A 24559-nucleotide genomic window follows, 5' to 3' on the forward strand; every position below is an offset into this window, starting at 1 on the left:
CGTCCGGCAGAAAAGTGTGGATCCGGTAGCCCCTGCGGGGGAGGGAGAAAGGCGGATGCCGTCGCTCCTGGCCTGACAGCTTCGAGCGACCTCGGCCCTAACCCAGCGACATCCCGCCATGATCGATCCCGACCTCGCCGGCCGCCTGGACTTCCGCCACCGCCTGCCCACCCAGCAGCCCCTCCCCCCGGGCCGGCATGACCTCGGCCTGTTCTCCGAGCGCGACGCGGTGCTGGTGGTCCCCGAGGGTCTCGATCCGCGCCGGCCCTGCCCCCTGGTGGTGCTGTTCCACGGCGGCGGCGGCAGCGCCGAGCGGATCCTGCCGATGCTCGAGCGGCACGCCCACGCCGAAAAATTCCTGCTCCTCGCCCCGCAATCGCTGTTCCCGACCTGGGACATCGTCATCGCCGGTCACGGGCCGGACCGCGAGCGGGTCGCGACGGCGCTCGGCTCCGTGGCGGACCGATTCCTCCTCGACCCCCAGCACCTCTGCTTCGCCGGCCATTCCGACGGCGGCAGTTACACCCTCTCGCTCGGGCTCGCGAACGGCGACGTGGCGAGCCACCTGATCGTGGCGTCGGCGGGCTTCCTGTCGGCGCACCTGCAAGTCGGCGCGCCACGAATCTTCCTGTCGCACGGCACGCAGGACGCGCAGATCCCCATCGACCGCAGCGCCCGGGTCCACGTCCCGGCGCTGCGCGAGGCCGGCTACCCAGTCACGTCTGTCGAGTATGACGGGCCGCACGCACATCAGCCGGCCGTGGTGGCGCAGGCCGTCGCGTTCTTCCTGGCAGATACGTCCGACGCCCGTTGAAGCTCAGGCCAGGGCAGCCTGGGCCGGCGTGCGGATCGGTTCCTCGGGCGCATCGGCCTGGGACAGGAGCGCCGGGATCAGGTCCGTCTGGGAGACGATCCCGACGAGGCGGCCGTCTGCGTCGATCACCGGCAGGTGATGGAGCCCCGCCTCCGACATCCGCGGCACCAGAGCGGCGATGGGTGTATCGGGAGCGACCGGCTCGACGGCACTCATGATGTCGGCGGCGCAGCCATGGGGCGCCCTGCCCCGCTCGGCGGTCAGGCGTAGGCGGCGGCCGAGGCCGAGCCGCGGCCCGGCCCGGTCCCAGGCGGCCTTGTCGAGGAGATCGGTCTGCGTGACGATGCCGAGGACGCGCGCACCTTCGTCGGTGACCGGCAGCGCCTTGATCCGGTGGCGACGCAACAGCCGCATGGCTTCGTCCAGTGACGCATCCGGCGCCACCGCGATCACGTCGCGCGACATGATCGCCGCGCAGGCGATCGGTCCCGAGCGGCGGCCATAGACCCGCATCTGCACCCGCCGCAGGATCTGCTCCAGGTCGCCGCGATCGACATCGAGCAGCTGGTCGAAATCCTCCAGCGCGGCGTCGAGGTCCGAGGCCCGGAACCCGACCCGGGCGTCGGACGGCGGATCGGCCGTCCGCGGCCCGGCCGGGCGCAGGTGCGGGTAGGTGCGCCCGGTCAGGTTGTTGAACAGCAGGGCGGTGGCGAGCAGGATCAGCGAGTTGACCGCCACCGGCCAGAGCACGAAGCCGTAGCCCAGTGCCCGGATCGCCGGGCCGCCCAGCACCGCCGTCAGTGCCACGGCGCCGCTGGGCGGATGCAGGCAGCGCAGAAGCATCATCAGGGCGATCGCCACCCCGATGGCGCAGGCCGCAGCCACGAACGGATCGGCGATCCAGGCCGCCGCCGTGACGCCGACCAGAGCGGCGACCAGATTGCCGCCGAGGATCGACCAGGGCTGCGCCAGGGGACTCGCCGGCACGGCGAAGAGGAGCACCGCCGAGGCGCCCATCGGGGCGATCAGGATCGGCAGCGCCTCGGCCGGGGCGGATGCCCGGCAGACGAGGCCGGTCGCCAGGATGCCCACCAGGGCGCCCGCGGCGGAGCGCAGGCGCTCGCGCGTGCTGACCGGGGTCAGCTCCGGCAGGAAACGACTGAGGAACGCACGCATCGGGTCGGAGGCTCACACATGGATAGGACGGCGCCGCGGCGACGCCGTCCTGTCTCAGGATCACAGAGGGCGGCCGGTCCCTATCAGACTGCGCGGGCCTCGTGCATGGCCCGGATCTGCTCCTGCGTGTAGCCCAGGTCTGCCAGCACCTCGTCGGTGTGCTCGCCGAGCAGGGGCGAAGCCTTCACCTCGACCGTCATGTCGGAGAACTTGATCGGGCTTCCGACCGTCAGGTACGTGCCGAGCTTCGGATGCGCCACCTCGACCACGGTGCCGCTCTCGCGCAGGGACTTGTCCTCGGCGATCTCCTTCATGGACAGCACCGGCGCGCAGGGAATGTCGTAGGTGCGCAGGATGTCCACCGCCTCGAACTTGGTCTTGTCGGCGAGCCAGTCCTCGATCGTCTTGAAGATGTCGAAGATCTTGTCCTGGCGGGCCCGCGGGGTGTTGTAGGCGGGATCGGAGATCCACTCCTCTTTGCCGAGCACCTTGCAGATCGGTGCCCAGGCGTGGCCCTGGATCGTGAAGTAGATGTAGGCGTTCGGGTCGGTCTCCCAGCCCTTGCACTTCAGAACCCAACCCGGCTGACCGCCGCCGCCCGCGTTGCCGCCACGCGGCACCACGTCGGAGAACTCGCCGTGGGGGTATTGGGGGTACTCTTCGAGGTAGCCCAGCGCGTCGAGGCGCTGCTGGTCGCGCAGCTTCACCCGGCAGAGGTTGATCACCGAGTCCTGCATCGACACGGCGACCTTCTGGCCGGTGCCGGTCTTGTTCTTCTGGTGGAGGGCCGTGAGGATACCGATGGCCAGATGCATACCGGTGTTCGAGTCACCGAGCGCGGCGGCGCTGACGGTGGGCGGCCCGTCCCAGAATCCCGTGGTCGAGGCGGCACCGCCCGCGCACTGGGCCACGTTCTCGTAGACCTTCAGGTCCTCGTAATGGTGGCCGTCGGAAAACCCCTTCGCCGAGGCGAGGATCATGCCCGGGTTCAGCGCCTGGATGCGCGCCCAGGAGAAGCCCATCCGGTCGAGCGCGCCAGGGCCGAAATTCTCGACCATGACGTCGGAATCCTGGATCAGCTTCTCGAGGACTTCCTTGCCGGCCTGGGTCTTGGTGTCGAGGGTGAGCGAGCGCTTGTTGGAGTTCAGCATCGTGAAGTAGAGCGCGTCGGCATCCTCGACGTGGCGCAGCTGCGTGCGGGTCACGTCGCCGGACCCGGGGCGCTCGACCTTGATCACGTCGGCGCCGAACCAGGCGAGGAGCTGCGTGCAAGCCGGTCCGGCCTGAACGTGCGTGAAATCGATGATCTTGATGCCTTCCAGCGGCTTGCTCATGGGGCGTCCTCCCTTGGAATGTTGGGCGTTTCGGTGAAGGCGATGCGCGGCGGGCCCGGTCAGGCCGGCACGGTGGCTTCGAGCTCGGCCACGCGCTGGCGCAGCCGCTTTTCTTCCGTCCAGCGCTCGGTCTCGTCGCGGATCACCGCCACGATCCCGGTCACCCGGTCGGCGGCGTCCCGCACCATTCCCACCGTGAAGGCGATGGAGAGCTGGCTTCCGTCCTTGCGGATGGCCGGCACCCTCAGGGTCTCTGCGCCGTAGCGTGTGGTCCCGGTCCGCATCGTCTTGGCGTAGCCGTCCCAGTGGCGACGGCGGTGCCGTTCGGGCGTGATCAGGTCGAGCGTCTGGCCGAGCGCCTCCGTGGCGGAGTAGCCGAAGATCCGCTCGGCGGCCGGGTTCCAGACGGTGATCAGACCCTCCGGATCGGCGACGACGACCGCGTCGCCGATGGCCGCAACGAGACTCGCAAGCGCGGATCCTGACCCTGTCGTCGTGCTGGCCGCCCCGTGCGGGATCGGTGGCAGCGGGGCATGCGTCATGGGCGGCCTTTCTCTCCGGACTTGGAGCTAAAGTTCCGGCTTACCGGTGTGGCGACGGCAATTTACCGCCCCGCACCGTTGGTATTTGGTATGCCATATGTGGAATGGCGTCAACGGCACGCGGAGAGCTGCACTTTCATTCCAACCCGTTCTGTATTCCGGCGCATGCGCTCGTCGAGGCCGGATGCGGGGCCGGTCCGGCCTATCGTGTTCTCAGATTTGCCGCTTTCGACGCGCAGGAGCGCCGCAGCCGACAGCTCGGACCGGCGGTTCGGCACCCCGCCCTGGAGTTCATCCGGTGATCCGCTTCGAGAAAGTCAGCAAGGTCTACCGCACGGACGGTCACAAGCGGACCATCCTCGAACAGGCCTCGTTCACCCTGAAGCCAGGCATTTCTTATGGGATCCTCGGCATCAACGGTGCCGGAAAATCGACCACGATGCGGCTGATCGCCGGAACGGAAGATGCCACCCGGGGCAAGATCTATCGCGGGCTGCGGGTTTCCTGGCCGCTGGGTTTCGCGGGCGGCTTCCACCCAAAGATGACCGGCCGTGACAACGTGATTTTCGTGGCCCGAATCTACGGCGAGGACCCGCGAAAGGTGCTGGATTTCGTCGAGGACTTCTCGGAGCTTGGCAGCTACCTCGACGTACCGATCTACACCTACTCGTCCGGCATGGGCGCGCGCCTCGCCTTCGGCATGAGCATGGCGATCCCGTTCGACTGCTACCTGATCGACGAGATCACCTCCGTGGGCGACGCGCGCTTCTCGAAGCGCTGCGACGAGGTCTTCTCCCAACGTCGCAAGAACGCCGACATCATCATGGTCTCGCACTCCATGGAGACGATCCGGCAATGGTGCTCGCAGGGCCTTGTGCTGCTCAACGGCCGGGCGATCATCTACGAGGACGTGAACGACGCCATCGAGGTCTACCGGCGCCTCAACGCGTGACGCGACGCCGTCCGCCGTTGGCGGACATGCTTTTGCCGTGACTGCGTGAGAGACGATCCGGACGCGTGCGCCGCTGTGCGGCCGGGTGCTTCCGGACGGATCGACCGTCAGGGCCGAGGAGGCCAGGAATCAAGCCATGAATATGGAGATCCGGAAAGCCGAGGGGCAGCCGGTCACGACCGCGGAACGCCAGCAGGCGATCACCGAGTCGCTGCGGCAGATCGCGCGGATGTCGCGCTTCGCCGATCGCAAGAAGGGCATCCGCTCCTATCAGAGCCACGTCAAGAACGACCCCTGGATCCCGATCCTGTTCGTGGTCTGCTTCGTGCTGCCGACGCTGGCCGGAGCCATCTACTACGGGTTGATCGCCTCCGACCGGTACGTCACCGAGGCACGATTCGCGATCCGGCCGGCCATCGGGACGGCCGACAAGGCGGCACCGGATTCGGTGGGAACCAGCGCCGGCGTTCCGAGCCAGATGGTCGCTCAGGATACGCTGATCACCAAGGAATACATCGTCAGCCGGCCGATGCTGGAATCGCTCGAGACACAGTTGCCACTGCGCGAATGGTTCGGCAGCGACAGCATCGATTACGTCTCGCGTTTCGACCCGAGCAAGCCGATCGAGAAATTCCTCCGCTACTGGAAGCGGCGCGTCGACATCGACATCGAGCCCAATTCCGGGATCATGGCGGTCACCGTCGAAGCGTTCGACCCGGATCATTCCCTCGCCATCGCCAAGGCCGTGATGAAGGAGGCCGAGCGGATGGTGAACGACCTCAGCGTGAAGGCGCGCGAGGATGCGGTGGCCGAGAGCACCCGGGAGTTGAAGCTCGCCGAGGAGCGGATGACCAAGATCCGCCTCGCGATGCGCGACCTGCGCAACCGCGAAGGCGTGCTTGACGCCCAGAAGTCGAACGAAATCAATTTGAAGATGATCGCTGAGTTGCGCTCTGCGCGGATCAACCTTGCGGTCCAGCTCGCCATCGGCCAGCGGGATCTCGGCCCCGAATCCCGCCGCATCATCGACATCAAGCAGCAGATCAAGGATCTCGACGAGAACATCGCGCGGATCGAGCGGCAATCCGCCAGCCAGGATCCGGAGCAGAAGCGCCTTCTTTCGGATGCGCTGACGCGATTCGAGGCCCTGGAGAACGATCGCAAGAACGCCGAGAAGTACTATCAGCAGGTGCTGACGGCCTACGAGCGTTCCCGGATGATCGCGGCCCGCCAGATCGAGTTCTTCAGCCCGATCGTGGAGCCGGTGCGGGCCGAATCCTCGACCGAGCCCCGGCGTCTCCTGATGATCAGCCTCGTCACGGCAGGCGCGGCGGTGCTGTTCGCCGCCGCCATGTTCGCGCGGAAGATGATGGCCTGAAGCTGCGCCGCGGCGGCTCGATTCAACGATCTGCGCTGGTCGTACCGACCGTGCCGCCGGTCCAGCCCTGCGCGCGCCAGCCCTCGGCGCGCTCGTCGAGATCGATCGAGCCCGCCTGGGCGAGAATGCTCAACGCGCGGTCGGCCCGTGTCTCGTCGGCCCGGACCGTCACCAGCGTACCGCCGCGTCGCACGCCCTCGGCGTAGGTCTCGGCCTCGCCTTCGCTCAACCCGGCTCCGGTCAGCCCCCCGATCAGCCCGCCGGCGGCGGCACCGACGCCCGCGGCCGTCACGGTTGCCACGAGCCAGCCCGCCGCCACCACCGGCCCAAGGCCGGGAATGGCGAGGAGCCCGAGGCCGGCGAGCAGGCCTGCACCGCCACCCAGCACCGTTCCGACCGTCGCGCCGGTGCCGGCCGAATCGACCGCCTCGTCCGGTTCGTGCGCCTGGTCGATCGGCGGCAGCGCGGCGCCCTCGGGGTCGGTTCGGTTCGAGATGATGCTGATGTCGCCATGGGCGAAGCCGGCGGCCTCGAGTTGATCCACCGCTCGGGCGGCAGCCTCGTAATCGTCGAACAGGGCGGTCAGCGCGCGTGCAGCCATCGGTATCTCCCGGATCGGTGGCGACGCCGCGGGCGGGATACGGCGGGGCCGGTGCCGGGCGGTTGCGTTCACCGACCGGTCAAGCGGCAGAGGCGCGCCCGGTTCCCGACTCCGGCCGCTCTCGTCTTAACGGGCCGCTAACCATCCACCCGGCAGATCTTGCCGGGTTCGCTGCGGGGAACGCGTCTGGACAGGCAGCGACGGGTGGGATCGATGGCGGACACGGCGAGCGCGCCGACACGGATGGGCCCGGCGGCGATCCTGGGACAGTTCGCGCTGCCGACCCGCGGCGACATGCAGGCCCTGTCGAAGCGCTCGGACCTCCTGTTCGCCACCGGCGTGCTGGGGATCCTCGCGGTCCTGATCTTCCCACTGCCCGCGATGCTGCTCGACCTGCTGCTGGCGGTCTCGATCATCATTTCGGTGCTGATCATGATGACCGGGCTGTCGATCGACAACCCGCTGGAATTCACCGTCTTCCCGACGCTGCTGCTCATCGCCACGATGCTGCGGCTGGCCCTGAATCTGGCCTCGACCCGCCTGATCCTCGGCCACGGCCACGAGGGCACGGCGGCGGCCGGCCACGTGATCGAGGCCTTCGGGCACTTCGTCATGGGCGGCAATTTCGTGATTGGGATCATCGTGTTCGCGATCCTGATCATCGTGAACTTCGTGGTGATCACGAAGGGTTCGGGCCGCATCGCCGAAGTCGCGGCGCGCTTCACCCTCGACGCGATGCCCGGCAAGCAGATGGCGATCGACGCCGACCTCTCGGCCGGGCTGATCGACGAGAAGGCCGCCAAGGCCCGCCGCTCGGCGCTCGAAGAGGAATCCTCCTTCTTCGGCGCGATGGACGGCGCCTCGAAATTCGTGCGCGGCGACGCCGTGGCGGCGCTGCTGATCACCTTCATCAACGTGGTTGGCGGCATCATCATCGGCGTGGCGCAGCAGGGCCTGAGCTTCGGCGACGCCGCCAAGAGCTACACGCTGCTCACCATCGGCGACGGCCTCGCGAGCCAAGTGCCGGCCCTGATCGTCTCCACGGCCGCCGGCCTGCTGGTCTCCAAGGCGGGCGTGAAGGGCGCGGCCGACAAGGCTTTGGGCAAGCAGCTCGCCCATTATCCGAAGGCGCTCGGCATGTCGGCGGCGGTGATGCTGCTGATCGCGCTCCTGCCCGGCATGCCGATGCTGCCATTCCTGCTGCTGGGCGGCGGCGCCGGCTACGCGGCGTGGCGGATCAACAAGACCGCCAAGGAGGCACCACCGCTGGATGCGGAGGGCGCGCCGATCGACGCGAAGGCGGTCGCGGCCGCGAAGGAGGAGACCGTCACCGATCTGCTCAAGCTCGACGACCTGAAGCTCGAGATGGGTTACGCGCTGCTCGCCCTCGTCAACGGCGAGGGCCAGGACCGCCTCACCGACCAGATCAAGGCCCTGCGCCGCCAGCTCGCCGCCGAACTGGGCTTCGTGATGCCCTCGGTGCGCATCCTCGACAACGTCCAGCTCGACGCCAACACCTACGTGGTGCGGGTGAAGGAGATCGAGGCCGGCACCGGCCGGATCTTCCCCGGCCAGTTCATGGCGATGGATCCGATGGGCGGGCAGGTCCAGCTACCGGGCCAGCACATGCTGGAGCCGACCTTCGGCCTGCCGGCGACCTGGATCGACGCAGCGCTGCGGGATCAGGCGCAGCTCAAGGGCTACACGGTGGTGGACGCCGCCACCGTGGTCTCGACGCACCTCACCGAGTTGATCAAGGCCCACGTCTCCGAGCTCCTGAACCATGTCGAGGTCTCGAAGCTGCTGCGCGAGCTGTCGAAGGATCACACCGACCTGCTCAAGGAGATCGTGCCGTCGCAGATCTCCACAACCGGCATTCAGCGGGTGCTGCAGTTCCTCCTGGCCGAGCGCGTCTCGATCCGCGATCTCGGGGCGATCGTCGAAGCGGTCGCCGAGGTTGCGGGCGGCGTGAAGAACCCCCGCGACGTGGTCGAGCATGTCCGTGCCCGGCTCGGGCGCCAGATCTGCGCCCAGTACCAGGATCAGAACGGCGCGTTGCCGATCATCACCCTGTCGCCGGCCTGGGAGCAGGCCTTCCTGGAATCGATCGTCGGCGAGCGGGAGGAGCGCTACCTTGCGATGCAGCCCTCGAAGCTCAGCGAATTCGTCACGGCGGTGCGCGACCGCTTCGAGGCGGCGGCGCGGCAGGGCGAGATGCCCGTGCTGGTGACCTCGGCGCAGACGCGACCTTTCGTGCGTTCGATCATCGAGCGGTTCCGCCGGGAGACCCCGGTGATGAGCCAGGCCGAGATCCACCCGCGCGCACGGCTGCGGACGGTGAGTTCGATCTGAGCGAGAGGAAATAGAGGCGCTGCCGGTCCGACTCGCTTCCCCTTCCCCTTCGGGGGGACCCTCCCCCGCAGAGGCGGAGGGAGAGGCGGCGCTCGACGTGCCCTCCCCGCTGACCCGCCTCAGATCGCCTTCTGCTTCAATTCCCGCTCCAGCTCATGGGGATTGAGCCCCGGGGCCACGACCGGCGGATCCGGCACCACGGTCGCCTTCGGTCCGTGCGCCGCGGAGCCGATCGCCGCCGCCAGCCTGGACCGCTCGAACGCGATCACCACGACCACTGAGATCAGCGCGGGGATCCAGAAGTAGAAGATCCGGAAGATGATCACCGCCGCGATGATCGCGTCCTTCTGCGCCTCGTCGGTGATGTGCATCGCTGTGATGAACACGATCTCGAACACACCGAGACCGCCCGGGGCGTGTGAGGCGAGCGCGACCGAGAACGAAGCCAGGAAGATCGCCAGCACCGGGATGAAGCCCGGATTCATCGCGTCGGGAAGCGCGAAGTAGATGATGCCTGCCGCACCCAGCAGCTCCAGCGGCGCCGCGAGCAGCTGGCGGGCCATGATGCCGGGCCGCGGGTATTCCAGCTTGAACGAGCGGATGTGCATTGGGCGCAGCCGCAGGATCGATCCGATCACGTACAGGCCGACGAAGGCCAGCATGCCAATGCCGACGCTTAGTGCGGCCTTCGGATCGGTGAGGAAGCCCGGCAGCTTGCCGTCGAGCCGCGACAGCAGGTGCGGATCGACGACGAGCGTGAAGCCGCCGAGCAGGATCGTGCCCAGGAAGAAGGTGAAGGAGCAGAGCGCCACCAGCACGGCGACCTGAGCGGCGGTGAGGCCCTTGGCGGTGTAGGCCCGGTAGCGCACCAGGGCGCCCGAGAAGACCGAAGCGCCAATATTGTGCGAGAGCGCGTAGGTCGTGAACGAGCAGAGCGAGACGAACAACAACGAGATGTGGCGGACGCCCAAATGCAGCAGTGCGATTCGGTCGTACCAAGCGAGTGCCGCGTAGGCGACCAGCGTCGAGAGTGCCGCGAGCATGATCCGATGCGGCGGGATCGCCAGGATTGCGGCCCAGATCGCCGACAGCGAGGTCGACTTCAATTCCTGGTAGAGAAAATAGCCCGATATGACGACGGCGGCGAGGCCGATGAGCGGCCAGATGAACTCGCTGATCTTCTTCATGAATACCGACGCCCCGGGGATAGCCCCTGATGCGCCGTCACGCGGCGCCCTGCAAGCGGCGTGACGCCACCAAGGGGCCCCCTTGTCAGCTGATCATGACGGTTTCGTGCCACGCACCGGCTCGGGGGCCGATCGCATCAGCCGCGGGCGCGGTTCAGTCCGATCCCGTCCATCGCGGCCTGATCGCGGACCAATTCCGCGGCCCGCTCGGCGGTACGCTCGCGATCGTTCAGGATCTCGACCTTCTTCAACTCCTCGAAGGCCTCGCCGAGCTCGGCCTTGGCCTCCGCGAGCTGGCCCTCCAGGGCCTGGGCGGACTGGCGCATGTTGTCCCGGCGGGTGGCCGCCGCGCGGGCGTAGGTCGGGTAGGCGAAGTGGCCCACATCGGTGATGCCGGCGCGGGTCTCCTCGACGGCGACCTCGCGGTCGAGTTCCACCGCCATGCGCTGGAAGTCGGCCATCATCATCTCGATCTGGGTCACACGCCGGCGCTTCTCATCGACCTGGAAGCGGCGCAGGCGGATCAGCGTGTCACGCGATTTCATCAGGACGCTCACTCCACGCAACGCTCAAGGCCGTGCCGAGGATCGCGCCTGGCCCGTGCCCCTAGGCCCCGCCGACGATCTGACCGAGCCGTGCGTAACCATCGCTGATGGACGTTGCTTCTTCCTTACCCTGCCCAAGAAAAGCCTCAAGATGAGGCATGAGCGCCACGGCCTCGTCGACCTCCTGGGATGAGCCGGCGCGGTAGGCGCCGAGCCGGATCAGCTCCTCCATATCGGCATAGGTCGAGAGCACTCGGCGCGCCCGCCGCACCACCGGCAGGTAGGCCGGATCGCAGGATCGCGGCATGGTCCGCGAGACCGAGCGCAACACATTGATCGCCGGGTAGCGTCCCCGCTCGGCGATGGCCCGCTCCATTACGATGTGCCCATCGAGGATGCCGCGCACCGCATCGGCCACCGGCTCGTTGTGGTCGTCGCCCTCGACCAGCACCGTGAAAAGCGCCGAGATCGTGCCCTGCCCGACGCCCGGGCCAGCGCGTTCCAGCAGGCGTGGCAGTTCGGAAAAGACCGTCGGCGTGTAGCCCTTGGCGGTGGGCGGCTCGCCGGCCGCGAGGCCGATGTCCCGCTGGGCCATGGCGAAGCGCGTGATCGAATCGATCATGCACAGCACCTTGGCACCCTGATCGCGAAAATGCTCCGCCACCGAGAGCGTCACGTAGGCCGCGTTGCGGCGCATGAGGGCCGGCTCGTCGGAGGTGGCCACCACCACGACCGAGCGCGCGAGGCCGGCGGCACCCAGATCGTCCTGCAGGAACTCTTGGACCTCCCGCCCGCGCTCGCCCACGAGCCCGATCACCGCCACGTCGGCCGCCGTGTAGCGGGCAAGCATCGAGAGCAGCACCGACTTGCCGACGCCGGACCCTGCGAAGATGCCCATCCGCTGGCCAGCGCACATGGTCAGGAAGGTGTTGATGCAGCGGACCCCGAGATCCAGCGGGCCGCCGACCCGGGTCCGGGCATGGGCGGGCGGCGGGTCGGCCCGCAGACTATAGATGTCCGGTCCCTGCGGCAGGGGCCCGAGCCCGTCGACCGGTCGCCCCAGGGCGTCGATCACGCGCCCGAGCCAGGCGCCCGAGGGGCGGATCGCCCCCGCAGCCTCGTCGCGCACGAAGGCCGGGCAGCCGCGGCGGACACCCTCCAGGGACCCGAACGGCATGGCCAGCGCCCGGTCGCCTTGGAAGCCGATGATCTCGCAGGGGACCAACCCGTGGCCGTTCGCGCCTTCGACGTCGATCCGCCCGCCGAGCCGCATCGCCGCCACGGGGCCGGCGACCTCCACCAGCAGGCCGCGGATCGCCACGACCCGGCCGAAGGTCTCCAGCACCTCCACGCGCTCCAGCGCGGCCTGCGCCGCCGCGAGGGAGGAAACGGATCTTGCCGAATCCTGTGTCATGAGCCGCGCTCTCAACGCTTCGTTTACCGGCCTCCTTAACACTGCGACCCACGAGCACGCAGCGGCTCGGTCCAGCAGAGGTTCACGGTCAAGCTCCACGAATCCGGGCGCTGTGTCCGGTGAACCACAGCTCGGACCATAGCGTTTCGTGAGAAGTACTTAGACCGCCGGGGCGGACGCCCCGGTCGCAAGCGAAGCAGAATCACGGTCCCGGACGGGGCCGGAGGAGCCTTCTTTCTCCGGTCAAGCTCGCAGATTGGCGAATGAAGCGCTTGCGGTCGGGAACCAGGTTTTGTTAACGATTAATCCATAGCGTCCCACGTCAAGAGCGACGAGGCGTCCGTCCACAGGCCGGTGGCGGGCGAACGACGGGACGTGTCTGCGCGCTGATGCGGCCGGCGGGGCTGGGGACCGACGATGCGGGTACTTCTGATCGAGGACGACAGCGCGACTGCGCAGAGCATCGAGTTGATGCTCAAGTCCGAGAACTTCAACACCTACACCACCGATCTCGGTGAGGAAGGTATCGATCTCGGCAAGCTGTACGACTACGATATCATCCTCCTCGATCTGAACCTGCCCGACATGTCGGGCTACGAGGTGCTGCGCAACCTTCGGGTCGCGAAGGTGAAGACGCCAATCCTGATCCTCTCCGGCATGGCCGGCATCGAGGATAAGGTGAAGGGTCTCGGCTTCGGGGCGGACGATTACCTCACCAAGCCGTTCCACAAGGACGAGCTGGTGGCGCGGATCCACGCCATCGTGCGCCGCTCGAAGGGCCATGCCCAATCGGTCATCACCACCGGCGACCTGATCGTGAATCTCGATCAGAAGACCGTCGAGGTCGGCGGCGCCCGGGTTCACCTGACCGGCAAGGAGTACCAGATGCTGGAACTCCTCTCGCTGCGGAAGGGCACGACGCTCACCAAGGAGATGTTCCTCAACCATCTCTACGGCGGCATGGACGAGCCGGAGCTGAAGATCATCGACGTCTTCATCTGCAAGCTGCGCAAGAAGCTCGCCAACGCCAGCTCGGGCAAGAACTACATCGAGACCGTCTGGGGCCGCGGTTACGTGCTGCGCGAGCCGATGGACAGCGAAGAGCGCATGGCGGTCTGATCCGCCAGGCAATCCGATCCGGAAAAACCCCGTGCGGTCCGGCCGCGCGGGGTTTTCGCGTTTTTGACGGGCGCGCGACTCCGAAACTTCAGCGCCCTTTTGAAAAAACCTGCGCGGCCGGCGCGATCACCACGTAGTTGCCGCACGGCGCGGCCCGGCTGATCACCGCGCTGGCGACGCCCCAGACGTAGAGGCCACGCCGGTCCTGCGCCACGACCGGCCCACCGGAATCTCCGAAGCAGACCCGGGCGCCCTGGGCCTGCGCGATGGTCAGCCCGGTGCTGCTGGCGGCCAGCGGCGTCAGCGTCGCCGTGCGCAGGCGCCCGACGCCGTTCCCCGACAGGCCAGCCCCGGCGATCCGCAGGGTCTTCGGAACGCGCCCCGCATCGGCCGCCAGCGCGATTGGCCGACGGCCGCGCGCCGGCTCGGTGAGGCGCAGCACCGCGAGGTCGAGGGAGAGGTCGGCGAGGCTCACGTCGGGGGCGGCGTTCGGCAGCATCTCCCCCGGATCGGGGCTGTAGCGGGCCGCGACCCGCGCGCCATAGACCGGCTGCGCCGGTTCGGTGCCGCGGAAGAAGACAACCAGCGCGCCGAGGGGATCACCGTTCACGCAATGCGCCGCCGTGAGAACGAGGTCCGGCGCGATGAGGATTCCGGTGCAGCGGGTGAGTTTTAGCGCCTCCTCGGGCTGGGTGATCGTGCCGACGGCGACGGTGGCCTGCGCCAGGGCGTCCCGCCCGGCCGGCGCGCCGCCTTGGATCGCTGCGGCCGGCCCGGCCAAGCCAAGCCCGAGCGCGAACACCGATCCGGCGCGGGTGAGGCGCCACCCAAGGGTTCCGATGATGGTCACGTGCGGATCCCTTTTCCGGCTTACTGTCCTGCCTGACAGATGCTGCCCGCAAGCGCCCCGGCAAGCAGGCGCGAGGACGCGGCCGAAACGTCAGCGCGCCACCGTCCACGTGGTCGTGCCGTCCTTGTTGTCCTTGACGGCCACGCCCATCGCGGCCAGGGCGTCGCGCGCCCGGTCGGAGGCCGCCCAATCCTTGGCAGCTCGGGCCGCGCGTCGTTCGGCGATCAATGCGTCGACCGCCGCGACATCGACGCCGGAGGCGGCGACCGCGTCCTGCTCCCGGTCGCTGCGGGTGCGCGCAAGGAGGCCAAACAGGTTCGCGCCAGCGCGCAGCGCGGCGGACTGCCCCTCCGAACCGAGCCGATGCAGTTCGTTGATCGCTGCCGGCGTGTTGAGGTCGTCACACAGGGCGTCGACGACCGTGTCGGGGATGTCGCGCGCCACCGGCGCATCCCCGGCGGCGTTGTACCAGCGGTCGAGCACCCGGCTCGATTCCTCCAGCCCGCGCAACGTCCAGTCGATCGGCTGACGATAGTGCGTCTTCAGCATCGTGAGCCGCACCACCTCGCCGGGCCAGTCCTTCAGCACGTCGCGGATGGTGACGAAATTGCCGAGCGACTTCGACATCTTCTCCCCCTCCACCTGGAGGAAGCCGTTGTGCAGCCAGACATTGGCCATCACGGGCGTATCGAAGCAGCAGCGCGATTGCGCCACCTCGTTCTCGTGATGCGGGAAGATCAGGTCGATCCCGCCCGCGTGGATGTCGAAGGTCTGCCCCAGGTGCTTGGCCGACATGGCGGAGCACTCGATGTGCCAGCCCGGACGCCCCGGCTCGGCGATCCCGGCCGGTGACGGCCAGGACGGCTCACCGGGCTTCGAGGGCTTCCACAACACGAAGTCCAGGGGCGAGCGCTTGTAAGGCGCGACCTCGACCCGGGCACCGGCCTCCATCTCGTCGAGGGGGCGCTTCGAAAGCCCGCCGTACTCCGGCATCGACGGCACATCGAACAGGACATGGCCCGCCGCCACGTAGGCGTGGCCGGAGCGGACCAGCGCCTCGATCATCGCAACCATCTCGGCAATGTGATCGGTGGCGCGGGGCTCGATGAAGCGGGGACGCTCGCCGGCCACGTTCACGTCACCCGGCATCAGCACGCCGAGGTCGCGCACGTCGCGGTGGAACTGTGCCAGCGTCCCGTCGGTGAGTTCGCGTATGGTGATGCCGCGTTCGGCCGCTCGCGCGTTGATCTTGTCGTCCACGTCCGTGACATTGCGGGCGTAGGTCACGTGCGCGGTCCCGTAGAGGTGACGTAGCATCCGGAACAGCAGGTCGAAGACGATGATCGGCCGGGCGTTACCGATATGGGCGGCATCGTAGACCGTCGGGCCGCACGCGTAGATGCGGACATGCTCCGGATCGATCGGCGCGAAGCTCTCCTTGGCGCCGGTCAGCGTGTTGTAGAGCCGCAACATCGGCGCCATGAATCCAACTCTCCTTCCGGCGCGACCGCCGACGAAAACGAGCCTGCCTTCAGAGGCCTACGGGGCCCACGCGGCCAAGAACGGCCGAAACGTGGCGCTGCGGACGGTGCCGTCACGGCATCCTGTTGCATCGCCGCGACGGCGCGGCCCGCGCGATGGGGCTAACGCAAAAGCGTGAGGAATTCGAGAAGGCACTCGCATCCTGCGGGTAAGGCTTCCTTAACCGCGGCGTCGGACCGTCCGGGCCACAAACCTCACGCCGCAGTTCCTGTGCTCAAGGACCCTCGATGCGTCGCTCGGCAATCGGTATTCTCGCCCTCGTCACGGCTTTCGCCACCGCAGGTCTTGCGCATGCCGCGCTGGCCGGCAGCGACGGCGAGACGCCCGTGAAGGCGCCGAGCCACGTCGAGAAGACCTTCCTCATCCCCTCGAGCGACGGCTACGGCGTCGGCGACTGCCTGACGACGCCAGGAAGCAGCTGCGGCCAAGTCGTCGCCAATGCGTGGTGCGAGGCGCAGGGCTACGCCGCGGCCAACTCCTACGGCATCGCCGCCGCCGACGAGTATACCGGCGCGATCAGCCAGCCGGTCTCGACTCCGCTGGAGCGGCCGATCCGGATAACCTGCCAGGACTGACAGTCACAGACCGACCGCGGGAGCCCACCCTACTTCATGGCGTCCGCGCATTTCGGTGCCGGCTCCGTGCCCCATGGGGCGAGCGGCACCGCCGAGCTCGAGTTCTTCGGCGAGCCCTGGATCACCTTGTCGGAATAGACCATATAAATCAGCGTATTGCGCCGCGCGTCGCAGCCGCGCACAATCTGCATCGATTTGAAGATCAGCGAACGGCGCTCGCTGAACACCACCTCGCCCTGGCTCAGCTTACCCTTGAAGGTGACCGGTCCGGTCTGGCGGCAGGCCAGCGAGATATCCGAGACATCCTCGGCCAGACCCAGCGTGCCCTTGATCCCGCCCTTCTCGGGCTGCGTGTACCAGCAGGCGACACCCGCCACCACCGGATCATCGATGCCGTAGACGACCAATTTGTCGTTCGGCGTCAGCGGGCGCCAGACCGTCGATTTGTCGAAAATCCGGTCCGGCTCCTGGGATGCCGCGGGGCCCGCTGCCGCCATCCCGAGCGCCAGAACGCCAACATAGGTGAGACTCCGAAACAACATCACCGGCCAATTCCCCCTCAAGCTTGCCAATGGGATGTAGGGGGGGTGTTGCCGTCCTGCGAGGGGGCGTAGGATCGCGGTGCTTCGGCCCCGAAGCGCGGATGCGCGCCGCTCGGCCTCTTCGGAGCGCAGCGTACCTGGCCAACGCGATGCAGCCTATGCCTCACCGTCCGATCGTCCGTTCGCTCGGCCGCATCCTTTCGATTGCGGCCCTGACCCTCGGACTGTCCTGCCCCCTCCTCGTGCCGGCTGCCGCGCAGGAGACGCCGTCGGCCGCCGAGACGCGGCCGGTGCCGCAGATGCCCTCGCCCCAGTGCCGGCGCTATCGAGCCGAACTGGCGTCGATCCAGAACGGCGGCAGCACGACGCGGGCACTCAACGACGAGATCGGGCGGCTCGAGGCCTATTACCGCGGCCTCAACTGTTCGGAAAAATTCCTGTTCTTCGATACGCGGCCACCGCAATGCGGGGCCGTGGAACAGCGGATCCGCGCCCTCAAGGCCACCTACGGCGGCGCGGTGCTCGACGACGATGGTGCGCGCCGGCGCGAACTCCAGAGCCTCGTGGCGTCGACCTGCCCCACGCGGGAGACCTACGCGGCAAGCGGGGAATCCTACGCCCGGGGCGGCCCGCAGATGGTCTGCGTCCGGAGCTGCGACGGCGGGTTCTTCCCGCTGCGCAACCTGCCCGAAGGGCGCGGCGGTGCGGACGAGATGTGCCAAGCGCTCTGCCCCGGCGCCGAGGCGCAGGCCTATTCCATGCCCTACGGCGACGATGCGCTGAAGCATGCTGCCACGGTAAAGGGCAGCCGCGCCTATACGAGCCTCGCCAACGCCTTCAAGTTCCGCAAAGAATTCGTGCCGAATTGCTCCTGCAAGCCCGAGGGCAAGACCTGGGCGCAGTCGCTGGTCAAGGCCGAGAGCATGCTGGTCCGGCACAAGGGCGATATCTTCGTGACGCCCATGCAGGCCGAGGCGCTGTCCCGCCCGAAGGTCAGGCTGACGCTGGTCGGCCGCGCCGATCGGACCGCAGCGGAACTGGCTGCCGACGCCGCCGGACGGGCCGTAAAGGGCAACGCGGAAGCCTCTGCCACAGGGCCCGACGCCGGCAAAGGCTGGGTCGACCCTGAAGCACAGCCGTCCAATCGCGCGAAGCCGGATCACGTCGCCGTGCGCATCATCGCGCCGAATGTGATCGCTGTTCCACAGCGTCTCACACCTTAGCGCGTATCCGCGGGGAACCAATCGCAGCGTTCCGTGTTCGGCTCGGCCTGATCCGATACGAGGCCTCGATGCGGCTCCTGCGACTGCTCCTTCTGACCGGCACCGTGCTGCCGGCTCTGACCACCCTCCAGCCGGCCGACGCGGCGCCGGGCCGAATCATCCTGGCGCAGGGCGGTCCGGAGGAGCGTGGCCCTCGCGGCGGCGGTGAGACCCCGCGCGGTGGCCCAGGTCCGGAGCGCCCGCCGCAGGAACGTCCCGGCCCGCCGGCGGGACGCGAGCGGCCGGAATCGCGTCCGGATCGGGCGACCCCGCCGCCGCGGGAGCGTCCCGAGCCCCAAGCCCCGCGTCAGGCAGAACCTCCGCAACGGGAGCGGCCGCCTGAGCGCCGACCGGAACCGCCGGCCCCGCGTCCGCCGGCCCAGGAGCGGCCGGATGCACGCCCGGATCGGCAGGAGCAGCGGCAGGAGCAGCGACCAGACCGTCAGGAGCAGCGTTCGCCGGACGCTCGGTCGAATCGGCAGGAGCGCCAGCCCGACCGTGAGGACCGTCAGCCGGATCGGCCCGCACCGGACCGCAATGTTGGTCCCGGCCGCCAGCCCCGGCCGGACAACGACCAGCCAGGGACGCCGCCGCGGCAACAAGGCCCAGCTCTTGACCGCCGTGCGCCCGATGCCGATCGCCCGAACCCGCCGCCGGGTGCTCCGGGTCGGCCCGATAACCAGCGCGACAAGCGCCCGGAGCCAAGTGCAGGACCGGGCGCCGAGCCGAGCCGTCCCGCGCCGCCCAACCCGGCTCCCGGAGCCCCCGGACGGCCGGATCAGCGCCAAGATCTTCAGCGTCAGGATCTCCAGCGTCAGAATCCTCAGCGCCAGGATGTGCAGCCCGGTGACCGGCCTCAACCGAATGCCGGTCCCGGTGCCGAGCCGAACCATCCGGCTCCGCCCAACATGGCCCCGGGCGTGCCCGGGCGGCCGTTCCAGCGCCAGGACGTTCAGCCCAATGGTCGCCCACAGCCGAATGCCGGCCCCGGCGCGGAGCCGGGCCGCCCCATTCCCCCCAATCTGGCCCCAGGCATCCCCGGGCGTCCATTCCAGCCGGGTCAAGCCGGAGGCCCCGCTCAGGTTGGTGGCCCCGGTGGTCGAGCCGGCAACGGTGTGTTCAGCGCGCCGGGTCAGCCGGGCTACGTGCCGGGCGGCTTCCGCCAAGACGACAACGTCCGCAGCTTCGACCAGGTGGTGCGTGAACGGCGCGAGTACAACGAGGACGGGCGGACCTACTACCGCGAGCCCGGGCGCATCATCGTGCGCGACCGCGACTCGTACCTGATCCGGCACGACGAGAACGAGCGCTTCCGCGCCCTCGACCCGCGCGGCTACCGCTTCGTGCAGCAGGGCGCCGATTTCTACAGCTATCTCGACCGGCCGGGCGGCCAGCAGGTCGTGACCGTGACCGCCGATGACGGGCGGATGCTGCGCCGCTACCTACGTTATCGCGACGGCCGCGAAGTCATGCTGATCGACAACAGCTATGCGGGTCCGATCCGCCCGATCTACGAGGACGTCGTGGTGCTGCCGCCCCCGGATATCCGGATCCCGCGGGACCGCTACATCGTGGATTACGCGCAGGCCGACGCGGGCGAGGTCTACGAGGCGTTGACGGCACCGCCGGTTGTTCCCGTCGAGCGCCGCTACACCCTTGACCAGATCCGCAACAGCCCGGACCTCCGGGCCCGTATGCGCGCGGTCGATATCAACGCGATCACCTTCGACACCGGCTCGTTCACGGTCACGCCAGAGCAGGCGGCGAAGCTCTCGGTGATCGCGGCCGCGATGAACCGCGCCATCCAGGCGAACCCGCGTGAGGTCTTCTTGATCGAAGGCTTCACCGACGCGGTCGGCTCCGCGATCGACAACCTCTCCCTGTCGGACCGGCGTGCCCAGTCGGTGGCGACCGTGCTCACCGAGCAGTTCCGCGTGCCACCCGAGAACCTGACCACGCAGGGCTACGGCGAGCAGTACCTCAAGGTGAACACACAGGGCCCGTCGCGGGAAAACCGCCGCGTCGTCGTCCAGCGGATCACGCCGCTGCTGCAGCAGGGCGAGGGGCAGGGACAGGCAGCGCCGCCCCCGCCACGCTGAGCCGGAAAGACGTCTCGATCGGGCGGCCGCCATCGGCCGCCCGGTCCTTCGCCTTCAACCTCAGCCGGGCGGCGCGAGGCTGAGAAGCCACCGGCGTGCGAGGGCCTGCACGCGTTGCCGAACGGCAGCATCGAGGTCGCACCTTCGAACCAGTCGGGCGGCAACCTCTTGATCCGCGACGTGGCCAGCAGTCCACCCGCCAGAGACAGCCCGCGCTAACCCTCTCTGCGAACGCCGCACAACGCTGGCGCTGATCCGCAATCGCCTGGAGCGCGCCAGAGAGTCCGACGACCTGCCGCCTAAGCGGATGCGGCGCGGTTGGGGGCGTTCGTCCACGGGATCATCAGGCAGGCGATCTCGTTCCAAGTGCGCGACGGCGCCACGCGCGAGGCGTTGCGAGCGCTGATCGCCGCGATAGCCGGATGCGCGGGAGTTGACGACAGCACCAGCGGACATCACCAACACGCGAAGATCGGCAACGCGGGACGGGCATGGACAGCGAAGCGGACGGGCGGCTGATCCGGGCGGGCACGCCGGTTTTCCGCCGGACGGCGCTGGCATTGGCGGCCGCGGGGTTCTCGACCTTCGCGGTGCTCTACGCGGTGCAGCCCCTGCTGCCGATCTATGCCGAGGATTTCGGCGTGTCCCCGGCCGAGAGCAGTCTCGCCCTGTCGCTGCCCTGCGGCCTGCTGGCCGTAGCGCTCTTGGTGGTGAGCCCGCTGTCCGAGATGTGGGGCCGCAAGCCCGTGATGCTGGCCTCGCTCCTGGCCTCCGCGCTGCTCACCATCGTGGCCGCCCTTATCCCCGGCTGGCACGGGTTCCTAGTGCTGCGCGCACTCACCGGCCTCACGGCGAGCGGCCTGCCGGCGGTCGCCATGGCCTATCTGGCGGAGGAGATGGACGCGCAGGCGATCGGCCTGTCGATGGGCCTGCTGGTCGGCGGCAACGCGTTGGGCGGCATGGCGGGTCGGCTCATCAGCGGCGTCATGGCCGATCATGTCGGTTGGCGGATCGGGCTGGCCACGATCGGCGTGCTGGCGCTGGCTGCGGCCCTCGCCTTCTGGCGCTGGCTGCCCCCCTCCCGCAGCTTCGTGGCGCGCCGGATGGCGTGGCGCGAGGTGCCGGGGAGTTTCGGCCACCATTTCCGCGATGCCGGCCTGCCGTGGCTGTTCGTCGAGGCGTTCCTGCTGATGGGCGGCTTCGTTTGCATCTACAACTACATCGGGTTCCGCCTGCTCGATCCGCCCTTCTCGTTGAGCCAGACGGTGATCGGGCTGATCTTCTCGGTCTACCTCGCCGGCATGGTAAGCAGCCCGGTCGCCGGGGAGCTCGCCAGCCGTTTGGGCCGGCGGCGGGTGCTGTGGCTCGCGACCAGCCTCGGGCTCGCCGGGATCCTGATGACCCTCTTCGACAACATCGTGCTGATCGTCTTCGGCGTCGTGGTCACGACGGTGGGCTTCTTCGCGGCACACTCGGTCGCGAGCAGTTGGGTCGGCCGGCGGGCGCGGCGCGACCGGGCGCAAGCCTCCTCGGTCTACCTGTGCATGTACTATCTCGGCTCGTCTGTGCTCGGAACGGCGGGCGGCTGGTTCTTCGCCCATTCCGGCTGGACCGGCGTGGTGCTCTTCGTGGGCGGGCTCTACGGGCTGGCGCTGGCTGTGGCACTGCGGCTATCCCGCCTCGAACCCCTGGGAGCTTGATTCGAGGACCGAACCATGAGCGCGCGCAGCCACACCAGCCACGTCGTCGATCAGTTCGGCGCGCAGGCCACAGCCTACGTGACGAGCGCAGTCCATGCGGGCGGTGCCGATCTCGATCGCATCGGCGCCCTGATCCGCGCGCTGCCGGGGGCGCGTGCGCTCGATCTCGGCTGTGGCGGCGGCCATGTCGCCTTCGCGGCGGCGGCGGCCGGGGCCGTGGTCACCGCCTATGATCTCTCGGCCGAGATGCTGGCGGCCGTCTCCGCCGAGGCGGCCCGGCGGGGGCTCGACCGGATCGATACCCACCAAGGGGCGGCCGAGACGCTGCCCTTCGCGGACGCGAGCTTCGACGCGGTGCTCACCCGGTTCAGCGCCCATCATTGGCGAGACGTTCCAGCCGCCCTTGCGGAGGCGAGGCGGGTGGTGAAACCCGATGGCCTGCTCGTCGCCTGCGACGCGGTGGCCCCGGAAGATCCGCTGCTCGACACGCATCTCCAGGCGGTCGAACTGCTGCGCGATCCGTCCCACGTGCGCGACTACCGGGTCTCGGAATGGCGCACCATGCTGGAGGCGGCGGGCTTCGCGCCTGGTGCCGTCATGGCAAGCCGTCCGCGCATGGATTTCGCGAGCTGGATCGCCCGCATGCGCACGCCGCCGACCCATGTCGCGGCGATCCGGGCCCTCCAGGCTTCGGCCGCCGCCGAGGTCACGGCGCATTTCCAGATCGAGCCGGATGGCAGCTTTCTGCTCGACTCGGTGCTGATCGAAGCACGACCGCACCGGACCGCGGCTTGATGCCCTGCGCAGCGCGTCCGTGCCGATGGCGCTGGTCCACGACGAGTACGGCCATTTCGACGGGCTCGTGACGCCGGCCAACATCCTCGACGCCGTCGCGGGCGCGATGCCGACCGACGAACTGGCCGACCAGTTCGTCTTACGGCTCCCGCCGTCGCGCAACGACGCCACGGCTGCCGGCCTCGTCATCGCCACGCTTCAGCGCCTGCCGGAGACCTGCGACATCGCCGGCTGGCGGTTCGAGGTGGTGGATCTCGACGGACGGCGCGTCGACAAGCTGCAGGCGACCAAGCTGGTAGAGTCCGAGGCGGAGGAGCTCAGGCCGCCTCACCCGCCAGCCGCCGCATTGCGCGCTCGCGACCGATCAGCGGCAGCAAACCCGAGAGATCAGGCCCGTGCTCCAGCCCGGTGAGCGCAAGCCGCAGCGGCATGAACAGGCCCTTGCCCTTCGCTCCGGTTCGGGTGCGGATCTCGGTCGTCCAAGCTTTCCAGGTCTCGGGGCCGAACGGCTCGGGCGGCAGGCTGTCCTGCGCCGCCGCGATCACGGTTGGCTCGATCAGCACCGGCTCGACCGGACCGGCAACGACCCTCCACCACTCGGCCGCCTCGGCGACCCGGTTGAGATTGGCCCGCACCGCCAGCCAGAACGCCTCTGCGCGATCCGCCTTAACCCCGAGGTCCGCCAGCCGATCAGCCACATCCGCGTACGGCATGGCGTGGACGAGGCGCGCGTTGAGACCGTCAAGCTCCGCCGTGTCGAACCGGGCCGGCGCCCGAGAGATTTCCGCGAGGTCGATCAGGCCGGCCAGGGTGTCCAGGTCGGGAACCGCCCGGACGGATTCGGCGGAGCCGGTCAGGACGGCGAGGGAGCGCACCGCAGCGGGCTCGTAGCCGGCCTCGCGCAGGCCGCGCAGCGACAGGTGGCCGAGCCGCTTCGACAACCCCTCCCCGTCCGCGGTCGTGAGCAGGTTGTGGTGGCCGAAGATCGGAACGGCGGCGCCCAGTGCCTCGAAGATCTGCACCTGCACGCCAGTGTTGGTGACGTGGTCCTCGCCGCGGATCACGTGGGTGATTCCCAGATCGGCGTCGTCCACGACCGAGGGCAGCGTGTAGAGGTAGCTGCCGTCGCCGCGGATCAGCACCGGATCGGACAGCGACGCGCAATCGACATGGGCCGGACCGCGGACGAGGTCGTCCCAGGTCACGGTCCGGGCCTCCAGCAGGAAGCGCCAGTGCGGCCGCCGCCCCTCGGCTTCCAGGGAGGCGCGCTCTTCGGCGGTGAGCTTGAGCGCCGCCCGGTCGTAGATCGGCGGCTGGTTACGGCCGAGCTGGCGCTTGCGGCGGCGCTCCAGTTCCTCCTGGGTCTCGTAGCACGGGTAGAGCCGGCCGGCAGAACGCAGGCGATCGGCGGCTTTGTCGTGCTGCGCCTTCCGTTCGCTCTGCCGGGCGAACAGGTCGGGCTCGATGCCGAGCCACGCGAGATCTTCCTGAATCGCCTGGGCGAACGCCTCGGTCGAGCGCTCCGCATCGGTGTCGTCGAGGCGCAGCAGGAAGCGTCCGCCGGTCCGGCGGGCGAACAGCGCGTTCAGCAGGGCCGGCCGGGCATTGCCGATATGGAGGTAGCCGGTCGGCGACGGGGCGAAGCGAACGAGAGTCATGGTCCGCTCCATAGCCGATCTTGGCGCCGATGGCGCAGGACTTCATGGCCTCTGCCCCTCGCCCGGCTCATGGCGGCCCACCAGGAAGACGCTACCCAGGGTCGTGGAAACCGGTCAGAAGG

Annotated in this window: 22 protein-coding genes and 1 pseudogene; 11 read left to right on the forward strand and 12 right to left on the reverse strand. The window is 68.7% G+C overall.

Translation table 11 applies throughout. The annotated features are described in order from the left end of the window. Positions 1–118 precede the first annotated feature (118 nt). Positions 119–814, forward strand: a complete 696-nt coding sequence (locus OXS49_RS15890; RefSeq protein WP_267425549.1) for an esterase — start codon at positions 119–121, stop codon at positions 812–814. 3 nt (positions 815–817) lie between these two features. Here OXS49_RS15890 and OXS49_RS15895 read toward each other — a convergent pair whose 3' ends face one another. The 3 genes from OXS49_RS15895 to OXS49_RS15905 form a co-directional block, all read right to left on the reverse strand. Then, positions 818–1990, reverse strand: a complete 1173-nt coding sequence (locus OXS49_RS15895; RefSeq protein ID WP_267425552.1) for an HPP family protein — start codon at positions 1988–1990, stop codon at positions 818–820. Positions 1991–2073: 83 nt separating this feature from the next. Continuing rightward, positions 2074–3324 carry a formyl-CoA transferase gene (gene frc / locus OXS49_RS15900; RefSeq protein WP_267425555.1) on the reverse strand — a complete coding sequence of 417 codons (1251 nt, stop codon included), beginning with the start codon at positions 3322–3324 and terminating at the stop codon, positions 2074–2076. A gap of 59 nt (positions 3325–3383) precedes the next feature. Beyond that, positions 3384–3866, reverse strand: a complete 483-nt coding sequence (locus OXS49_RS15905) for a PAS domain S-box protein (protein WP_267425557.1) — start codon at positions 3864–3866, stop codon at positions 3384–3386. 298 nt (positions 3867–4164) lie between these two features. Between OXS49_RS15905 and OXS49_RS15910 the strand changes: the two genes are divergently transcribed. Then, positions 4165–4818, forward strand: coding sequence for an ABC transporter ATP-binding protein (locus tag OXS49_RS15910; RefSeq protein WP_243925617.1), 654 nt, complete (start codon positions 4165–4167; stop codon positions 4816–4818). 136 nt (positions 4819–4954) lie between these two features. Continuing rightward, positions 4955–6196: a capsule biosynthesis protein gene (locus OXS49_RS15915; RefSeq protein ID WP_244008153.1), complete on the forward strand. Its 1242-nt coding sequence runs from the start codon at positions 4955–4957 to the stop codon at positions 6194–6196. 22 nt (positions 6197–6218) lie between these two features. Here the strand turns inward: OXS49_RS15915 and OXS49_RS15920 are convergent, their stop codons facing one another. Then, the gene (locus OXS49_RS15920; protein ID WP_267425559.1) at positions 6219–6797 is read right to left on the reverse strand and encodes a hypothetical protein; all 579 of its coding nucleotides are present in this window, start codon (positions 6795–6797) and stop codon (positions 6219–6221) included. A gap of 213 nt (positions 6798–7010) precedes the next feature. On the opposite strand from OXS49_RS15920, the gene flhA reads away from it, so the two are divergent. Continuing rightward, positions 7011–9149 carry a flagellar biosynthesis protein FlhA gene (flhA, locus tag OXS49_RS15925; RefSeq protein WP_267425560.1) on the forward strand — a complete coding sequence of 713 codons (2139 nt, stop codon included), beginning with the start codon at positions 7011–7013 and terminating at the stop codon, positions 9147–9149. Positions 9150–9268: 119 nt separating this feature from the next. On the opposite strand, the gene OXS49_RS15930 is transcribed toward flhA, so the two are convergent. The 3 genes from OXS49_RS15930 to fliI all read right to left on the reverse strand — a co-directional run bounded on the left by OXS49_RS15930 (position 9269) and on the right by fliI (position 12295). Next, complete coding sequence (locus tag OXS49_RS15930) at positions 9269–10336, reverse strand: lysylphosphatidylglycerol synthase domain-containing protein (RefSeq protein ID WP_267425562.1); 1068 nt, start codon at positions 10334–10336, stop codon at positions 9269–9271. Between the two features lie 137 nt (positions 10337–10473). Further along, complete coding sequence (gene fliJ / locus OXS49_RS15935; protein ID WP_267425564.1) at positions 10474–10881, reverse strand: flagellar export protein FliJ; 408 nt, start codon at positions 10879–10881, stop codon at positions 10474–10476. A 61-nt stretch (positions 10882–10942) separates the two neighbouring features. Continuing rightward, positions 10943–12295 (reverse strand): flagellar protein export ATPase FliI, encoded by a 1353-nt coding sequence (gene fliI / locus OXS49_RS15940; protein ID WP_244008162.1) that lies wholly within the window; start codon positions 12293–12295, stop codon positions 10943–10945. A 417-nt stretch (positions 12296–12712) separates the two neighbouring features. Between fliI and OXS49_RS15945 the strand changes: the two genes are divergently transcribed. Then, on the forward strand, positions 12713–13414 hold the full coding sequence (locus OXS49_RS15945) for a response regulator transcription factor (protein WP_244008164.1): 702 nt from the start codon (positions 12713–12715) through the stop codon (positions 13412–13414). 88 nt (positions 13415–13502) lie between these two features. On the opposite strand, the gene OXS49_RS15950 is transcribed toward OXS49_RS15945, so the two are convergent. Continuing rightward, the gene (locus OXS49_RS15950; protein ID WP_267425569.1) at positions 13503–14264 is read right to left on the reverse strand and encodes a trypsin-like serine protease; all 762 of its coding nucleotides are present in this window, start codon (positions 14262–14264) and stop codon (positions 13503–13505) included. A 90-nt stretch (positions 14265–14354) separates the two neighbouring features. Then, on the reverse strand, positions 14355–15746 hold the full coding sequence (gene cysS / locus OXS49_RS15955) for a cysteine--tRNA ligase (RefSeq protein ID WP_267425572.1): 1392 nt from the start codon (positions 15744–15746) through the stop codon (positions 14355–14357). A 287-nt stretch (positions 15747–16033) separates the two neighbouring features. Here cysS and OXS49_RS15960 point away from each other — a divergent pair, with 287 nt between their 5' ends. Next, positions 16034–16381, forward strand: a complete 348-nt coding sequence (locus OXS49_RS15960) for a hypothetical protein (protein ID WP_244008170.1) — start codon at positions 16034–16036, stop codon at positions 16379–16381. Between the two features lie 29 nt (positions 16382–16410). On the opposite strand, the gene OXS49_RS15965 is transcribed toward OXS49_RS15960, so the two are convergent. After that, entirely contained in the window at positions 16411–16923 is a 513-nt protein-coding gene (locus tag OXS49_RS15965; RefSeq protein WP_244008172.1) for a CreA family protein, read from the reverse strand. A gap of 158 nt (positions 16924–17081) precedes the next feature. Here OXS49_RS15965 and OXS49_RS15970 point away from each other — a divergent pair, with 158 nt between their 5' ends. Next, positions 17082–18146: a DUF2865 domain-containing protein gene (locus tag OXS49_RS15970; RefSeq protein ID WP_267425579.1), complete on the forward strand. Its 1065-nt coding sequence runs from the start codon at positions 17082–17084 to the stop codon at positions 18144–18146. Here OXS49_RS15970 and OXS49_RS33655 read toward each other — a convergent pair. Then, complete coding sequence (locus tag OXS49_RS33655; protein WP_346016952.1) at positions 18143–19351, reverse strand: hypothetical protein; 1209 nt, start codon at positions 19349–19351, stop codon at positions 18143–18145. The two genes, OXS49_RS15970 and OXS49_RS33655, sit on opposite strands and share 4 nt — an antisense overlap. On the opposite strand from OXS49_RS33655, the gene OXS49_RS33660 reads away from it, so the two are divergent. The 4 genes and pseudogenes from OXS49_RS33660 to OXS49_RS15990 all read left to right on the forward strand — a co-directional run. Further along, on the forward strand, positions 19301–20284 hold the full coding sequence (locus OXS49_RS33660; protein WP_346016953.1) for an OmpA family protein: 984 nt from the start codon (positions 19301–19303) through the stop codon (positions 20282–20284). The two genes, OXS49_RS33655 and OXS49_RS33660, sit on opposite strands and share 51 nt — an antisense overlap. A 491-nt stretch (positions 20285–20775) precedes the next feature. Continuing rightward, on the forward strand, positions 20776–21984 hold the full coding sequence (locus OXS49_RS15980) for an MFS transporter (protein ID WP_267425583.1): 1209 nt from the start codon (positions 20776–20778) through the stop codon (positions 21982–21984). Between the two features lie 15 nt (positions 21985–21999). Beyond that, positions 22000–22779, forward strand: coding sequence for a class I SAM-dependent methyltransferase (locus OXS49_RS15985; RefSeq protein ID WP_244008181.1), 780 nt, complete (start codon positions 22000–22002; stop codon positions 22777–22779). Further along, positions 22775–23074: pseudogene (locus OXS49_RS15990) on the forward strand (transporter associated domain-containing protein); the annotation flags it as partial. The gene OXS49_RS15985 and the pseudogene OXS49_RS15990, both read left to right, overlap by 5 nt. Positions 23075–23096: 22 nt before the next feature. On the opposite strand, the gene gltX reads toward OXS49_RS15990, so the two are convergent. Beyond that, positions 23097–24437 (reverse strand): glutamate--tRNA ligase, encoded by a 1341-nt coding sequence (gene gltX, locus OXS49_RS15995; RefSeq protein WP_267425585.1) that lies wholly within the window; start codon positions 24435–24437, stop codon positions 23097–23099. Between the last annotated feature and the right edge of the window lie 122 nt (positions 24438–24559).

The sequence above is a fragment of the Methylobacterium sp. GC_Met_2 genome (genome assembly GCF_026540795.1).
GTDB lineage: Bacteria > Pseudomonadota > Alphaproteobacteria > Rhizobiales > Beijerinckiaceae > Methylobacterium.

What these genes read in the sequence shown, in the direction of transcription:
- OXS49_RS15890 (WP_267425549.1), top strand. Translation starts at nt 119, where the DNA reads ATGATCGATCCCGACCTCGCCGGCCGCCTGGACTTCCGCCACCGCCTG.
- OXS49_RS15970 (WP_267425579.1), top strand. Translation starts at nt 17,082, where the DNA reads ATGCCTCACCGTCCGATCGTCCGTTCGCTCGGCCGCATCCTTTCGATT.
- OXS49_RS15915 (WP_244008153.1), top strand. Translation starts at nt 4,955, where the DNA reads ATGAATATGGAGATCCGGAAAGCCGAGGGGCAGCCGGTCACGACCGCG.
- OXS49_RS15920 (WP_267425559.1), bottom strand. Translation starts at nt 6,797, where the DNA reads ATGGCTGCACGCGCGCTGACCGCCCTGTTCGACGATTACGAGGCTGCC.
- fliJ (WP_267425564.1), bottom strand. Translation starts at nt 10,881, where the DNA reads ATGAAATCGCGTGACACGCTGATCCGCCTGCGCCGCTTCCAGGTCGAT.
- OXS49_RS15985 (WP_244008181.1), top strand. Translation starts at nt 22,000, where the DNA reads ATGAGCGCGCGCAGCCACACCAGCCACGTCGTCGATCAGTTCGGCGCG.
- OXS49_RS15945 (WP_244008164.1), top strand. Translation starts at nt 12,713, where the DNA reads ATGCGGGTACTTCTGATCGAGGACGACAGCGCGACTGCGCAGAGCATC.
- flhA (WP_267425560.1), top strand. Translation starts at nt 7,011, where the DNA reads ATGGCGGACACGGCGAGCGCGCCGACACGGATGGGCCCGGCGGCGATC.
- fliI (WP_244008162.1), bottom strand. Translation starts at nt 12,295, where the DNA reads ATGACACAGGATTCGGCAAGATCCGTTTCCTCCCTCGCGGCGGCGCAG.
- gltX (WP_267425585.1), bottom strand. Translation starts at nt 24,437, where the DNA reads ATGACTCTCGTTCGCTTCGCCCCGTCGCCGACCGGCTACCTCCATATC.
- cysS (WP_267425572.1), bottom strand. Translation starts at nt 15,746, where the DNA reads ATGGCGCCGATGTTGCGGCTCTACAACACGCTGACCGGCGCCAAGGAG.
- frc (WP_267425555.1), bottom strand. Translation starts at nt 3,324, where the DNA reads ATGAGCAAGCCGCTGGAAGGCATCAAGATCATCGATTTCACGCACGTT.
- OXS49_RS15905 (WP_267425557.1), bottom strand. Translation starts at nt 3,866, where the DNA reads ATGACGCATGCCCCGCTGCCACCGATCCCGCACGGGGCGGCCAGCACG.
- OXS49_RS15960 (WP_244008170.1), top strand. Translation starts at nt 16,034, where the DNA reads ATGCGTCGCTCGGCAATCGGTATTCTCGCCCTCGTCACGGCTTTCGCC.
- OXS49_RS15980 (WP_267425583.1), top strand. Translation starts at nt 20,776, where the DNA reads ATGGACAGCGAAGCGGACGGGCGGCTGATCCGGGCGGGCACGCCGGTT.
- OXS49_RS15930 (WP_267425562.1), bottom strand. Translation starts at nt 10,336, where the DNA reads ATGAAGAAGATCAGCGAGTTCATCTGGCCGCTCATCGGCCTCGCCGCC.
- OXS49_RS15895 (WP_267425552.1), bottom strand. Translation starts at nt 1,990, where the DNA reads ATGCGTGCGTTCCTCAGTCGTTTCCTGCCGGAGCTGACCCCGGTCAGC.
- OXS49_RS15965 (WP_244008172.1), bottom strand. Translation starts at nt 16,923, where the DNA reads ATGTTGTTTCGGAGTCTCACCTATGTTGGCGTTCTGGCGCTCGGGATG.